Here is a 15,146-nt window from a genome sequence, read left to right on the forward strand (position 1 = left end):
TTATGAGACTACGTGTTGAATCGTAGTAAACAAACACTTAGTTTGTTGATAACAAGGTCTGTAGAGACCCCTGTAGTTCTAGCCGTAAACTTTGCCTGCTAGCGATGGGCTCGTAAGAGTCCGTTGCGTAAGCTAACGCGTTAAGCGGGCCGCCTGGGGAGTACGAACGCAAGTTTAAAACTCAAAGGAATTGACGGGAAGGCGCACAACCAGTGGAGCATGTGGTTTAATTCGAAACAAAACGAAGAACCTTACCCAGTCTTGACATACAACCGTACATTTCTCTGGAAACAGAGAGAAATTCTTTAGAAATATTGAATGGTTGAACAGGTGCTGCATGGCCGTCGTCAGCTCGTGTCGTAAGATAACACTTTGCGACCCACCAAAGTAATTTGGTGTGAGAAATCTGACTCATATCGGGGGAACTATTGACTACGGATTATATTAGGTATAATCTAAAATCATACAATCCCGAGGGAAGTCGAGAATTTTACATGCTGGAATTTACTGCTCGTAAGAATTTAAAATTAAAAGTTTCCAATCTTCAAATGGAGATACTTTTAGGTTGTTTGCTTGGAGATGCTTGTATAACTAAACTTGGAAAAGTTCAGTTTGAACAAAGTATCAAACAACTTCCATATTTAATGTGGAAGTATAAAAAGTTAAACAATCTCGCTTACGGCATACCAACTTTTGTTAGTAGGTATGACGCAAGATATGGAAAAGAATATAAAAGTGCCAGATTCTGGCTCAGACAATATTTCAGACCATTAAGAGAAGAATTTTACCCTGAAGGAAGTAAAATTTTCCCTATTAAGTTTTCAAAATACTTTACTAAACTCGCTTTAGCAGTTTGGTATATGGATGATGGAAATATATATAAAGGTAGAAATATTAAAATTTCTGCTGACAATTTTGATTCAAAGAGTAGGGAGGTACTTAAAAACTTACTTTTAACTAAGTTTGGTTTGGAAAGTACAATTCAGAATAGTGGGAAAATAAGAATTTCAGCGAAATCTGTCAATAGATTTCTAGGAATTGTTAAACCATATATTCATTCCAACATGTTATACAAGATTCTTTGACCCCGTAACGACTGATCCCCATAAATATTATTTATTTAAGAGGGAGAGATACATGATAATACGCTTGTATCAAACGTCAGCTCCTACATAGGTTTAAAACTTAAGTAGGATGAAGGTATAGTCTAAATTATAATTATTTTTTAAATAAAATAATTGGAGGTGTTCCCTTCAGTGGGGTAACGAGCGCAACCCCTGCCCTGAGTTAAATATTCTCAGGGGACTTCCCTCATTTATTGCGGGAGGAAGCGGGGACGATGTCAGGTCAGCATGGCCCTTATGACTGGGGCAACACACATACTACAATGGAGCCAACAATGGGTTGCCAAGCCGCAAGGCGGAGCTAATCCCATCAAATGGCTTCTCAGTTGGGATTGAGGGCTGCAACTCGCCCTCATGAACGTGGAATTGGTAGTAATCGCAGGTCAGCTATACTGCGGTGAATACGTTCTCGCCTTTTGTACACACCGCCAAGGAAGGTATTTATTCGTATATAAATATCAAATGGTAATTTCGCGCGAGGCAGTTATAACAAGATTCAAGACGCCTGCAATTTTATTGCATGGTTGAATTGAACCTTGATATATGATTTTTCATAAAATCATATAATTTCTACCGAGTTCAAATCTCGGCCTCCAATACAACAATTGGAGCGTAGCCAAAAAAAATCGGCAGGTTGAGTCGGGTAACTGATCAACTGGAGGGCCTGAGGCAAATTGCAGGGATTTAAAGTAAATGGAGCTTAACAGCTTCAAACTAAAAAAAGCTATGACGACTTCTGTTGGGCGGTCAGAAGGAAGTTGTCCACGATAAAGCTTAAAGTTCATGCAAAGAACAGAATTTATAATGACCCTTGGAGATCCTAAAAAGATTAGAAAACAAACGCTTTTTAGGAAGTCAGCTTGTTCGTAGTAGTCGTTTTATGGTAATATTTTAATATATCACCGTAGCGGTGAAGGGACAAACCGATTATGTCACCTGATTATATTACCGGATTAACTGATGGAGAAGGATGTTTTTACATTGGAATTAGACTTCCAAAAGGTCCATTCAAAACAGTAAGAGTTGAGCCTCATTTTTATATCAAGCTAAGGGGAGATAATCTTCCATTACTTGAAGAAGTTCGAAAGACATTAAAATGTGGAGCAATTTATTACCAAAATGAAAAAAGAATTAATCATTCAGCCTGTTACAGGTATGAGGTTAATAATATAAAAGATCTTAAAGAAATTTTAGTTCCATTCTTTGAAAAGTTCCCTTTATTGGGAGTTAAACAAAAAGATTTTCTTATTTTTAAGGAAGTTGTAAGTTTAGTTTTTCAAAATAAACATAAAGATCCAAAAGTAATTAGTAAAATAATCAAATTAAAATCGACAATGAATAATCGGACTCGCTGGATGCGGTAACACCGCTTGTCCAGTGGAAACGCACTAAAGTTTTCAGTAAAGTGCAATCCGTCAAGGCAGTAAAGTTAAAGGTACCCGAACTTCGGTTTTACCGGAGGAAGGTAAATTTAGCGATAAGGCTTAAGTCGTAACAAGGTATCCCTACTGGAAGGTGGGGATGGATCACCTCCTTTCTAAGGAGTTGTAATATACACCCCTTTTTTAAGATGCAATGTTTAAAGGACAAGAAAAAACGGCATTAAAAATCATGTTCCTAGTCGCAACTTGGATAATAAGATTGTACTGAAATAAAACAGAGAGTAGAACTAACCTCGCAGAAATGCGGGGTTTTTTAGTGTATTGAACCGACTGAAAGGCCGGTTTTTTATTGGAGAAAATAGGCAATAAAAAACCACCTAGTCAAATTGCCCTAGGCGGTTTTTATGATGTCAAAGCTATTTCAATATCGCAAATGCGATAATTGCCAAAATAACAATGACTCCAGCCACAAACATAATGATACGTCGATAACTTACATTCGCCGGCCAAAGATTGTCTGGATCGATTCCACCTTTTTCCAATTCACTGCGTTGGACAAAGACTGGCTTCATTCCGTAGACTTCTTTTCCGTTGATATCGTACGCGACATTACCTTTGCGTTTTGTTTTCCAACCAATGTGCAGATAATCGTCCTCATCGAAAAAACGAAATTCGGGATCACGATCACCTACATTAGTCAGAAAAACCTCTCCATCACCCGTTTCTGGGTGATTCTTGTTAAACGACCACGTCTTGAACATTTTAGCCTCCAATGTGCTATAGGATTATGATATTCAACGCAAATGTTGAAATCTGAGGCTAATGGTACCACCACCACCACCACACATTGTCAAGTTATAGGGTATTTTTGCAGTTAAACCTTTGTTGCCCAGCGGGATCTGGAGACATCAATTACTTTTTGTCTGTTTTGATTTTTGGATATAGGTAGTGGGAGGGTGTTGGCTACAAATGGCCTACTTGTTTGTCCATCAATCATCATTTTTATAGCAATCTGATATTTTGAAAGATTAACAAGATCATTTTGTGAGAAAACCTCCGCAAATTCTTTATGTAATATGTCAGCGTCAGACGCACCTAAGGCAAAACAAGTTACAGTTCCTGCGTTACCTAAAATTGCTTTTTGTACATCTTCTGGAATTTGGGCCATATATTGGTTTGCAAGCATAACGGAAAGCCTGTATTTTCTGGCTTCTGAAAGAATTTTAATAAATGATGTTGTTGCAAAGTTTTGGAATTCATCAACATACATAAAGAAGTCTCGTCTTTGTTCTTCTTCAATTTTGACTCTTCTCATTGCAACCAACTGAAGTTTGGTTATAAGCATGGCACCGAGTAGGGCAGAGTTATCTTCACCCAATCTTCCCTGAGAAAGATTAGCAAGTATTATTTTCCCTTCGTTCATCGCATCATCTAGGGCAATAGTTGATTTTGGACTACCTATAACTCGTCTAATCATGGGAGAAGTGACAAATTGACCTACTTTATTTTGAATAGGGGCAATGGCCTCTTTTTGTAAATTGGGTGGCATTTTGTCAAACTCATCTCTCCAAAAGTTAACTAACGCCTTATCCTGTAATTTTTCTACAACTCTTGCCCTGTACCCTTGATTTGAAATTAAGGAAAGTACATCAGCAAGTGTGGAACCTGGAACTTCCGCTAACGTTAAAAAAGCATTTCTTAAAATATATTCCATTCTGGCAGACCAGACGTTTGCCCAAACCTTTGTAAATATTGCCATTAAGCCTGAAACAACAAGCTCTGCTTCTTCCTTGTTCCTAACCTCTAGGGGATTAATAGTTATTGGATACTCAGTATCTGCGGGGTTAAAGTAGATAACATCATTAATTCTTCTTTTGGGTATGTAATCTAAAAGTATTTCACAAGCATCTCCATGGGGGTCAATGTAGCATATACCCCTGTCTTTTTTCATGTCATCTATGGCCATGTTTTCAAGCATGGTTGATTTTCCAGTTCCAGTTTTTCCAATTGCCCAAATATGTCTTCTTCTGTCTATGTCTTTAACTCCAAATATTGTGTCCCTGTTCTTAAATATTGTTTTACCAAAAAAGTTAATATGTTGTTTCTCTTCTTCTGTCGCAGTAATTGCGTTTGGCAAGTTTTCTGGAGGTTCAGATAGGACTGATGTGCCCCAAGCAATTGTTGCCGTTTTAATTTTGTCTGATGGTAGGTGCCAAAGTGTGGCAATTTCTAAAATATTTAAAATGTCATTTCCAATAACTTTTCTGTCAAGTAGATCATCGACAACCGAGGCCTTACCCCAAAGACTAACCTTTTTTGATGTAAACGTATTTCCATCTGATCTTGTAAATACCCCCAAAGATGATGATAGCTCGTTCAGGGTTTTATTGGAGGTTGAAGCAACCCTTATTGATGCTTTAAATCCTGGGTAAGAAACTTTTTCAACTATTACACTTTTGTCCGTTCTTGGTGTATAAGTCCCATCTTCTTTTTTAGTGCCAAAATCAGCATAGTTACTGCCTTTACTTTGCCAAGAGGAACTAGTCGCTTCAAGTGCAATTTGAACCATGGACACTTCGTTACTCTCTGCTTTTGAGAGAACAGAAAGGACTGAAGCCATTGGGTCAATGTCTGCAAACTTGTCATATGTAGCTATTGGATAATATGAACCATTCTTAAGTTTGAAATTTTTAACAAACAACGATTGACTTTGTAGTGGGTCATTAATTTTTTGCATTATTACTAATGGGTAGTTACTTTGAAGTTGTGTTTGCACAAATCTTTCTAATTCTTCATCAACAGTAATTAAAAATAATATTTGTTGATTTACGGTAACTAGTTCTAAAGATAATACTTGTGGTTTGGTTCCAAAGAGTTTTTGAAATGAAGAAACAGAACTAATTGAAGTCAAGGTAGAAAGAAATGTTTTTGCAGCCTCAGGAGTAACCTCTTGCAGGCGGGGTAGTTTGACAGAAATTGTAACTAAACGGGACATATTTTTATTATACAACCAACGGTCATCTATGAATAGTATATTGACAATCACATAAAGTTGTGTAATAGTATTGTGTATGTTAGTACGAAGACAAATATTAATTGAGGAAAAACAAGCTTTGGATCTTGCTGATTTGGCAATGTTGCAAGGGATTTCTATGTCTGAAATGCATCGAAAAATACTTGAAACCGGCATTGAAATTCAGAAGAAATCCGTAAAAGGTAAACATGTTAAAAAGGTATCTGGTGCAGATTTTATGATACAACAAGCAAAAAAGGCAGTTGCGGGTCCTGGAAATTCCGAATATGATAAATATGCATATGATCTCTGAAGTTTTTGTTGACACAAATGTTTTTGTTACAATCCGCGATAATACAGACTCCACTCATAAAAAAGCATTAAAAATCTCTGAATATATATCCAAAAACAAAATTAAATGGGCCACATCTTCAGATGTAATAGGAGAGACATTAACTGTTATATCCAAAAAACTTGGTAAAGAAATAGCCATAGATTGGTATAAAGATTTTAAAAACAGTAGCATAAGAGAAATTTTTATCGATGAGGCTACTCATCGAGAAACAAGGAAATTTTTCACAAAAGTTAAATCTAAAAATATTTCTTTTATAGATTGCTCAAACGTGATTGCAATGAAAAGAAATAAAATTAAACATATTTTTTCATTTGATGAATATTTTAGGAAGATGGGAGTAGAACTTCTTTCTGATGCGATTTAGAACTTCGTATGTTAAAATAGTCAAGCTAGAAGGGTGATTGGCTCAGTGGTAGAGCGCGTTCCTGATAAGAACGAGGTCAATGGTTCGATCCCATTATCACCCACCTATGGAAATAATTAGACAAGGCTTTCGTGTTGAAGTTGTTAATCAGTTTGGAAAACTATTTAGTGCCTTTTCAAATACCAAAGATGGTATAAATAATATGGTGGGAGACAAACTATCTGAATTGACAATGGAAGAGGGAATAGAACTTTCCAAGGGAACACAAGTCAACACATACTCTGCTAAAAAAGTTGGTTGCCTTGTCCTTAAGGGCGATTTGATTGAATCAAAAAGAATTGCCTAAGTTGCTCTTGACCAAAGCCCAAACTTACCATATAATACACACTAGTCTTTAAGAGTTCGGAATACTTAATGAAAAAAATTAATTTAAATCAAAACCAAGACGCATTTTTGCGTGGGTGTAGATAACAAATAAGTTTTTATACGCGAAGCTTTCAAACTTCGTTTATACTTTAGAATTACCCGACTCTTGTTAAAGAGCCGGTTTTTTTTGACATATTAATGTTTTGCCCAAGGTGAAGCGCAAGATGTTTACAACCTGGGCCGTTGGCTCAGTTGGTAAGCAAGCTTGGCCAACTGATTATTTTAGGGCCGTTGGCTCAGTTGGTAGAGCGCTTCATTTGCAATGAAGAGGTCGGGAGTTCGAATCTCCCACGGTCCACAGCGATTGGATGTTAACTATTGGTTAATTAGTAATTTTGTTTACTAGTGATTAACAGTTAACAACTAATTGAACACTTTAGTACTTTGACAACTGAAGGATAAGAAACTTGCCACACGAAAGCGTGTGGTAAAAAAATTGCTACGTAGCTAATCGCTATGTAGTAATACGCACAACATTAGTAAAATGTTGTGCAAGTAAAGTGTCTACATAACCCTTTGTCCGGTTATGTAGAATGATTAGAAATAAGGCCGTTAATTAAAACACTACTAGTATGTAGTGTTGTAAGGTTTTTACATTAACGCAGATAGTGGATGCCTTGGTCGTATTTTCCGAAGAAGGACGTACATAGCCACGATAGTCGACGGGGAACTGCTACGAAGTTTTGATCCGTCGGTGTCCGAATGGAGCAATCCCACCAATTTTATTGGTGACTTCACAGAAAAATTATTAAATTTATTTAATTTATATCTGTGTTTGAGGGAACCAGCTGAACTGAAACATCTAAGTAAGCTGAGGAATAGAAATCAAAGAGATTACGTTAGTAGCGGCGAGCGAAAGCGTAACAGACTAAACCTAGTCCATACTTGTATGGTACTGGGGGTTGCGGGAGCCCAATGTGGGACTATTTTTAATAGTAGAACAATCTGGAATGGTTGATCAAAGAGAGTGAAAATCTCGTATACGAAATTAAAAATAGCTCTAGGGATTTCCCAAGTAGCATGAGACAAATATCTTGTGCGAATCCGGGGGAACCATCCTCCAAGTCTAAATAAAAATACGAACCGATAGTGAACTAGTACCGTGAGGGAAAGGTGAAAAGAAGGGTGAGACACCCAATGAAATAGAAACTGAAACTATCTGCGGACAAACCGAGAGAGCATTGAAGCAATTCTTTGTGATCTCGTGCCTATTGAAGAATGAGCCTGCGAGTTCTCGCTTACTATTTAGTCTAAGACAGTAATACTGTCGAGGCGAAGCGAAAGCAAGTATGAAAGTGCGAAAAAAATAGTAACCGGGAGACCCGAAACCGAGTGATCTAACCTTGAGCAGGGTGAGTCCTTGAGAAATCAAGGAGGAGGCCCGAACCCGTTATCGTTGCAATGATATGGGATGACTTGTGGTTAGCGGCAAAATACCAACCGAACTCGGAGATAGCTGGTTCTCCCCGAAAGGTCTTTAGGGACCGCGCCATGGATGTTATTAAGGGGTAAAGCTACTGGATGAGTCATCGAGGGAAACTGAGTTGATCCAACCAAACTAAGAATACTTAATAAATAAAGCATGGTAGACAGTCATATCGGGCTAAGCTGATATGGCAAAAGGGAAACATCCCAGATTTTCAGCTAAGGCCTCTAAATCCATTTTAAGTTTGTAAGGAAGTTTTCTCTCTTAGACAGCTAGGAGGTTGGCTTAGAAGCAGCCATCCTTTAAAGATAGCGTAACAGCTCACTAGTCGATTTGGAGAGGGAGCGCCTAAGATTTATCGAGGATTAAAAATGGTGCCGAAGCTAGAGATTTGATTTTAGATTCGTCTAGGATCAAGTGGTAGGGGAGCGTTCCATATGCAGTGAAGATGAACTGTAAGGTTTGTTGGAGCGTATGGAAGTGAGAATGCAGGCATGAGTAGCGTACAAGACGGGTGAGAATCCCGTCCGCCGAATACCCGAGGTTTCCGTCGCTAGGTTCGTCCACGACGGGTTAATCGGTACCTAAGGTGAGGTCAGTTTACTGGCGTAGCCGAAGGACAAGTTGTTAAAATTCAACTATTTTTTATGGATCGTTATTAACTAGGGATAACCGAACAGGAATATTGTAGCCCCTTATTGATTGGGGTATAAGTTGTAAAGCAGTTCTGACTAGAAAATCTACCAGAGCGTTTTAACCTGAGCAACGATGTAAATTCCGCCGCGAGGTGGGAGATTATAAACATTTCAGTTTGCAAGAAAAAATTCGTAGTGAGAGCCATAATTAGCCGTACCGCAAACCGACACAGGTGGGTTGGTAGAGAATACTAAGGCGATCGAGAGAAGGATCCTTAAGGAACTCGGCAAAAAAACTACCCGTAACTTCGGGAGATGGGTTTCCTATTCGTAATAGGATGGGAGGCACCTAAAGTTTGCTGACCGACTGTTTATCAAAAACACAGGTCTGTGCAAAATCGAAAGATTAAGTATACAGGCTGACGCCTGTCCAGTGCCGGTAGGTTAAAGGGAGGGGTGGTGCAAATTTATTTGTACTTGCTCTGAACCAAAGCTCCGGTGAAACGACAGCAGTAACTATGAACAACATTGTAGTTACGTAGGTATCGAATCCTACCGTCTATAATGACGCAAAACTTGGCTATATGCTGGAATATCCGTGAAACCGTAACTTACGTTGATTTAGAATCAATGAACGGTTGAAGTATCTGACGCTACCGTGTATTATTTATATATGGTGACAATGCGATCAGTGCGGACAATCAGCAGGAAAGGCCTAAATGAGGACAACATAGGATATTTCATCTCTGGATTTACTGAAGGAGAAGGAAGTTTCAATATATCATTACGAAAGAAACCTGATTACAAATTGGGTTGGCAAGTAGTATTGAGTTTTAATATCTCACAAAAAGATGTTTCTCTTTTGAATTTGATTCAAGAAATATTAAATTGTGGAATTATTAAAACAAGAAAAATTGATAATCTTCATTCTTTTGATGTTACCAACGTAGATGACATAACTGAAAAAGTTATACCATTTTTTCAAAAATATCCATTACTTTCAGAATCAAAGAAAAGAAATTTTTCTATTTTCTGTGAAGTTTCTAACCTTGTAAAAAGAGGAGAACACAGAAACGAATCAGGACTTAAAGAGATTTTAAATCTTCGAGAAAAAATAAATGAAGGTAAAGGTAGAACTAGAAAATACAGTATAAATGATGTTTTTCCAATTTAGGAATCCCCAGAGACTACACGCCGAGACTCAGTTTTTATCGAATTGAGTATGATATAGTCCGACCTCATTAAGCGATTATGAGAATTTGATCTAACGAATCAAAATTAACATTAGTGAACTGTTCTAAGGTAGCGAAGTTCCTTGCCAGGTAAGTTCTGGCCCGCACGAAAGGCGTCACGAGTTAGCAACTGTCTTGAGGATTCACTCGGCGAAATTGCGTTGGCTGTGAAGACGCGGCCTAATCCCACTTGGACAAAAAGACCCCGTGGAGCTTTACTGTAGTTTGGCATTGTCTTAATAATTTTTGATCGTCTAGTATAGGAGGGAGCCGTTAAAAGCATCAGTGTAATACCTCCCGTTAGAAATTATTGGACTTACTCATTTCCCCTGAAGACGGGGAAGGGAAAAGTGCTAGATGGGCAGTTTTACTGGGGCGGTACCCTGCCAAAGTGTAACGCAGGGGCACAAAGGTTGGCTTGCTACGGATGGAAATCGTAGTGTAACTGCAAAGAGATAAGCCAGCTTGACTGCAACACCGAAGGGTGAAGCAGGTACGAAAGTAGGTCTTAGTGATCCCCCGATCCTTCATGGGAGGGACGGGGCTTAACTGATAAAAGCTACCCCGGGGATAACAGAGTAGTCGCGCCCGAGAGTCCATATCGACGGCGCGGTTCGCTACCTCAACATATCGGGGTCTTCTGAAAGTGATTTCAGAATGCTGTGTTTAAATTCAACCAGTAATTTAAACAAAAATTCAACTCATAACGGTGAAACCTTATTTCATTTCGTATTATTTTCGGATAATATTAATATGAAAGGGTAATACCGTGGGAAGTTTATCGAGAGTTCAGAAACAAGTAATTTTAGGTTCAATTTTGGGTGATGGTTACATGAGAAAGAAAACCAACGCTCATTTGCAAATAACACATTCTTATAAACAAAAAGAATATGTTGATTGGAAATACGAAATTTTAACAGATTTAGTATTAACAAAACCCTCTAGTTATAGAGGAAATGCAGATCGGATAGGTTATAGATTTTTCACCAAATCAATACCAGAATTAACTAAATTTTACGATATTTTTTACAAAGGAAAGGAAAAGATAGTTCCGAAAGGAATTGTTTTAACTCCAATTACTTTAGCTATTTGGTATATGGATGATGGCAACAAAAGTTATAGAAGCTGTTATTTTAATACCCAAAAGTTTAGTAGCAAAAGCCAAGAAAACTTAATGGATTCATTAAGTTTAATTGGAATCAACTCTAGGCTAAATAGAGATAAAAAGTATTTTAGAATAAGAATTACCACAGAAAGTACAAAAATACTTTTTGGAATGATAAAGAAATTTATTATTCCTAGTATGTTGTACAAAATCTCGATATAACCCCGTATCGACTTGTTCCGCTTGAAGGAACAGATGGAAGTATTCCATAACACGTTGACATCCAAGATGTTTTAATTGGATGAAGGTATAGTCAAGCTATTATGTAAATAATATGGTTTTTTGCGATGTCGGCTCATCACATCCTAGGGCTGGAGAAGGTCCTAAGGGTTGGTCTGTTCGCCCATTAAAGTGATACGCGAGCTGGGTTCAGAACGTAAATAACATTGCGTTACACATTAGTAATAATGTGAGTAAATATCGACTAAAATCGGTGAAACCCTAGATTAGATTCGTCCGAGTCTAATTGGGTAATACCGAGGGTAAGACAAAATCTTTTTAGATTTTGTATCCCGTAGAGACTGATTCGAAAGAAGAGGCATCAAATTAATTGGTGCAATACGTCGACGCCTATTAGAAAGACCTAGGAATATGGTTAAAGTAACCTAAATTTCAGGAATAGGATGAAGATATAGTCCATGCAACTAGTAATAGTTGAATAACATGCGTGAGACAGTTCGGACTCTATCCAGTGGGATCGTTCGAGTTTTGATGGGAGTTGTCCACAGTACGAGAGGACCTGGATGAAGGAATCCCTAGTGTGCCGGTTGTGTCATCAGATGCAGCGCCGGGTAGCTACATTCCTAAGGGATAACCGCTGAAAGCATCTAAGCGGGAAGCCCACCCAAAGATTAGAACTCGTAGTCCGAAAGGACGAGAGACCCCCGAAAGAATATCGGGTATAACCGGAAGTAGGTGGAAGCGCCGTAAGGCGTTAAGCTTAACTTTACGGATTGGTCGAAGAAAACCTTACAACATTGTATACAAGGTATATGGTGTTAACGATTAACAAATGTTTATTCAAACTTTGCGTAGCAAAGTAGTGGATAAACCTATTATTTCTAGTATAAAATTATCCTTCAGTTGTCAGGGTATTTAAGTCTTGGTGATTTGAGCGTGGTGGAACTACCTGAATCCATTCCGAACTCAGAAGTAAAACGCCATAGCGCGGACGATAGTTGTGGGGCAACCTACCGCGAAAATACGTCATCGCCAAGACTTAGGTACTCTGATAGAATACAAAAAAGAAAGGTAGGACATGAATTTTGGCAACAAAAACAAAAAATAAGCAAAGCTTGGCCAGCAAGACTGGCAATTCGACATCTAAATCAGTCACAATGGCTGATTTGTTGGTTAAACATAACTCTTCTATTAAAAATCTTTCACTTGGACAAAGGGTAAAAGGTATTGTTATTCAGAAACTTTCAAAATCGCTAATTCTAGATATTAAAGGAAAGGCAGAAGGTGTGGTTGCTGAAAAGGCATTTGTTGAAGCTCGCGAGTATATTTCAAAGTTAAAGGTGGGGGATGAAGTAACAGCAGTAGTTTTGGTTCCAGAAATGAGAGATGGTTCAACCTTACTATCTTTACGTGACGCTGTTTCCCAAGCCTCATGGAAAGGTGTTGAAGAAGCCTTTAAAAATGGTACGGAAGTTGCAGTATTGGCAAAATCCTCAACCTCTTCAGGTGTTTCAGTTGATGTCAATGGAATTAGTGGTTTTGTTCCAACCTCACAACTTTCAAAAGAATTAACCGCTGATATTGATAAACTAGTTGGTAAATATTTTAAGGCTAAAGTTATCGAAGTAGATAGACAAAAAAATAAGTTAGTTCTTTCTGAAAGAGAAGTAACGAATGCAAAAGATATTGCAGAAGCCAAGAAAATATTATCTTCCATCAAAGACGGAGATTTGTTCGATGCAGTGGTTACCACGGTTGCAAATTTTGGAGTGTTTGCAAAAATCAATTTTAGTAAATCAGAGATAGAGGGTTTGGTTCACGTTTCAGAAATATCTTGGGGCAAAGTAGCCCATCCTTCAGATGTGTTAAAAATTGGAGACAAAATAAAAGTAAAGGTAATTGGTACCAAAGATGGAAAACTTGCACTTTCTATTAAAAATGCAACCAAAGATCCATGGATGGAAGCTGATAAAAAGTTTAAAACAGAAGATAGACTTTCTGGAAAAGTAACAAAAGTTACAGACTTTGGTATTTTTGTTGAGTTAGAGCCTGGCATTGAAGGCCTTGTTCATATGACAAAAATTGCCCCAGGAAGAAAGTTTTCAGTGGGTGATGAAGTAAAAGTTTATATAGAAGAAATTGATACAAAGTCAAGAAAAATTGCGCTAGGTTTGGTCTTAACTTCAATTCCTGTAGGCTACAAGTAAAATATTGTAAATAAAATTTTGCGTGATATAATCGCTGTATGGCAAAAAGAAAAGAAGTTCCTTGTTTAGTATTAGATCCAGATGGTAAGATATCGATAAATTTAAAAAAAGGAAAAGAATCTTTTTATGGTCATCCAAAATGGAAATGTACAAAAATAGAGTGTAATATTAGAACTCAAAATATTTTTGGCGAAATAGGTGCTGCCTATAGACCCTTGAATGTAGGTCTTGGGACAAGAAATGGTACACATGGTGTTATTTATTGTGAAGGTGCTGGAAAAGGTGAAAGAAGGTCTTCGTAATAGTATATAATCTTCATTATGTCTAATACTTCTATTTTTGTTTGCCAACAATGTGGTAATGAGTTTTCAAAGTGGTTGGGAAAATGTACTGTTTGTAATTCATGGAATAGTTTGGTTGAATCTGCAAGAATTACAGGAAAATCAAAGTCAAAGAAGGCTTCCTCAAAGCTTAGTGAGCCACAAGTTATGAAACTGACTGATATAAAAACCAGTCAGATGCAAAGAATTTCAACAAATATACCTGAACTTGATAGGGTCTTGGGTGGTGGTCTGGTTGCGGGCCAGATGGTATTGGTTGCTGGAACCCCAGGTATTGGAAAATCAACAATTTTACTTCAACTTGCAAATAATTTAAAAAAAACAATTTATGTTTCAGGAGAAGAATCTGCAACTCAGGTTGCAATTAGGGCAGAGAGATTGGGGATAAAAAACAAAAACATAGACTTTTTGGAAAACACTGATGTTGATAGTGTTATTGATCAACTTTCAAAATCAAAGGATGGTTTGTCTGCTGTTATAATCGACTCTATTCAAACGATGTCCACGTCTGACCTTTCTGGTATGGCTGGTTCTGTGGGTCAGGTTAGGGAAAGTGCAGCAAGACTATTAAGGTTTGCCAAAGAAAACAACATTCCCATGATCATAGTTGGTCATGTAACCAAAGAGGGGACTGTTGCAGGGCCATCAACACTTGCACACATTGTGGACACAGTATTATGGTTTGAGGGCGAAAAGACGTCAAGCTTGAGGTTACTAAGGTCTGTAAAAAATAGGTTTGGGGCCACAGACGAGGTTGGAATATTTCAAATGGAAGACAAGGGGCTTAAGTCTTTAAACGACCCAGAGAAATTATTCTTAGAAAGAAGTAAAACTGCTGTGGCTGGTTCAGTAGTCTCGATCCTGGCTGAGGGTTCAAGGTCTATCCTAGTAGAAATACAATCATTAGTTGTTCCCACAAAAATGGCCTTTCCAAGAAGAGTTGCACAAGGTATTGACTCAAAGCGACTTGAGATGTTGTTGGCAGTTCTTTTTAGACGTGCAAACGTTCCAACATATGATATGGATGTTTTTGTAAACATTGCAGGTGGCATAAAAGCCAATGATACATCTATGGATCTTGCTATTTGTCTGTCAATTGCTAGTGCATTTTTTGATAAAGCACTTCCTATCAATTTTCTTGCAGTTGGTGAAGTTGGTCTCTTGGGAGAAATTAGGCCAGTACAATCACAGGATAAAAGAATAAAGGATGCAAAAAGATTAGGATTCAAAAATACAGTAACCTCAACAGACTTCAAATACCTCTTCCAAGTTATAAAATCATACTTAAAATAAAAA

9 protein-coding genes, 2 tRNA genes and 3 rRNA genes are annotated in these 15,146 nt (G+C 37.8%); 12 read left to right on the forward strand and 2 right to left on the reverse strand.

Annotation, left to right across the window (positions count from 1 at the left end; all coding sequences use genetic code 11):
* Nucleotides 1–155 precede the first annotated feature (155 nt).
* Nucleotides 156–1,547, forward strand: a 16S ribosomal RNA gene (locus QY322_03955).
* Nucleotides 1,548–2,053: 506 nt separating this feature from the next.
* The gene (locus QY322_03960) at nucleotides 2,054–2,488 is read left to right on the forward strand and encodes an LAGLIDADG family homing endonuclease (protein WKZ25511.1); all 435 of its coding nucleotides are present in this window, start codon (nucleotides 2,054–2,056) and stop codon (nucleotides 2,486–2,488) included.
* Nucleotides 2,489–2,922: 434 nt separating this feature from the next.
* Here QY322_03960 and QY322_03965 read toward each other — a convergent pair whose 3' ends face one another.
* Both QY322_03965 and QY322_03970 read right to left on the reverse strand, forming a co-directional pair.
* Nucleotides 2,923–3,267 (reverse strand): hypothetical protein, encoded by a 345-nt coding sequence (locus QY322_03965; GenBank protein ID WKZ25512.1) that lies wholly within the window; start codon nucleotides 3,265–3,267, stop codon nucleotides 2,923–2,925.
* A gap of 113 nt (nucleotides 3,268–3,380) precedes the next feature.
* Nucleotides 3,381–5,501, reverse strand: coding sequence for a type IV secretion system DNA-binding domain-containing protein (locus QY322_03970; GenBank protein WKZ25513.1), 2,121 nt, complete (start codon nucleotides 5,499–5,501; stop codon nucleotides 3,381–3,383).
* Nucleotides 5,502–5,577: 76 nt separating this feature from the next.
* On the opposite strand from QY322_03970, the gene QY322_03975 reads away from it, so the two are divergent.
* From QY322_03975 to radA, 10 genes are all read left to right on the forward strand, one after another.
* Complete coding sequence (locus QY322_03975; protein WKZ25514.1) at nucleotides 5,578–5,832, forward strand: hypothetical protein; 255 nt, start codon at nucleotides 5,578–5,580, stop codon at nucleotides 5,830–5,832.
* Complete coding sequence (locus tag QY322_03980; protein ID WKZ25515.1) at nucleotides 5,822–6,238, forward strand: PIN domain-containing protein; 417 nt, start codon at nucleotides 5,822–5,824, stop codon at nucleotides 6,236–6,238. The genes QY322_03975 and QY322_03980 overlap by 11 nt, the downstream gene beginning before the upstream one ends.
* A gap of 31 nt (nucleotides 6,239–6,269) precedes the next feature.
* Nucleotides 6,270–6,341, forward strand: a tRNA-Ile gene (locus QY322_03985).
* Between the two features lie 3 nt (nucleotides 6,342–6,344).
* Complete coding sequence (locus tag QY322_03990) at nucleotides 6,345–6,584, forward strand: hypothetical protein (GenBank protein ID WKZ25516.1); 240 nt, start codon at nucleotides 6,345–6,347, stop codon at nucleotides 6,582–6,584.
* A gap of 305 nt (nucleotides 6,585–6,889) precedes the next feature.
* Nucleotides 6,890–6,962, forward strand: a tRNA-Ala gene (locus tag QY322_03995).
* A 286-nt stretch (nucleotides 6,963–7,248) separates the two neighbouring features.
* Nucleotides 7,249–12,095: ribosomal RNA gene (locus QY322_04000) — 23S ribosomal RNA — on the forward strand.
* A gap of 128 nt (nucleotides 12,096–12,223) precedes the next feature.
* Nucleotides 12,224–12,340 (forward strand): 5S ribosomal RNA (gene rrf, locus QY322_04005).
* A gap of 47 nt (nucleotides 12,341–12,387) precedes the next feature.
* Nucleotides 12,388–13,509, forward strand: coding sequence for a S1 RNA-binding domain-containing protein (locus QY322_04010; protein WKZ25517.1), 1,122 nt, complete (start codon nucleotides 12,388–12,390; stop codon nucleotides 13,507–13,509).
* 38 nt (nucleotides 13,510–13,547) lie between these two features.
* Nucleotides 13,548–13,811, forward strand: coding sequence for a hypothetical protein (locus QY322_04015; protein ID WKZ25518.1), 264 nt, complete (start codon nucleotides 13,548–13,550; stop codon nucleotides 13,809–13,811).
* An 18-nt stretch (nucleotides 13,812–13,829) separates the two neighbouring features.
* Nucleotides 13,830–15,143, forward strand: coding sequence for a DNA repair protein RadA (gene radA, locus QY322_04020; protein WKZ25519.1), 1,314 nt, complete (start codon nucleotides 13,830–13,832; stop codon nucleotides 15,141–15,143).
* The last annotated feature ends 3 nt before the right edge of the window (nucleotides 15,144–15,146 follow it).

This window comes from bacterium (assembly GCA_030583725.1).
Taxonomy (GTDB): domain Bacteria; phylum Patescibacteriota; class Microgenomatia; order UBA8517; family UBA8517; genus JAUYMM01.

Excerpts from the sequence above, each read along its gene's own strand:
- QY322_03965 (WKZ25512.1), bottom strand. The coding sequence starts at position 3,267 with ATGTTCAAGACGTGGTCGTTTAACAAGAATCACCCAGAAACGGGTGAT.
- QY322_04015 (WKZ25518.1), top strand. The coding sequence starts at position 13,548 with ATGGCAAAAAGAAAAGAAGTTCCTTGTTTAGTATTAGATCCAGATGGT.
- radA (WKZ25519.1), top strand. The coding sequence starts at position 13,830 with ATGTCTAATACTTCTATTTTTGTTTGCCAACAATGTGGTAATGAGTTT.
- QY322_03975 (WKZ25514.1), top strand. The coding sequence starts at position 5,578 with ATGTTAGTACGAAGACAAATATTAATTGAGGAAAAACAAGCTTTGGAT.
- QY322_03990 (WKZ25516.1), top strand. The coding sequence starts at position 6,345 with ATGGAAATAATTAGACAAGGCTTTCGTGTTGAAGTTGTTAATCAGTTT.
- QY322_03960 (WKZ25511.1), top strand. The coding sequence starts at position 2,054 with ATGTCACCTGATTATATTACCGGATTAACTGATGGAGAAGGATGTTTT.
- QY322_03970 (WKZ25513.1), bottom strand. The coding sequence starts at position 5,501 with ATGTCCCGTTTAGTTACAATTTCTGTCAAACTACCCCGCCTGCAAGAG.
- QY322_03980 (WKZ25515.1), top strand. The coding sequence starts at position 5,822 with ATGATCTCTGAAGTTTTTGTTGACACAAATGTTTTTGTTACAATCCGC.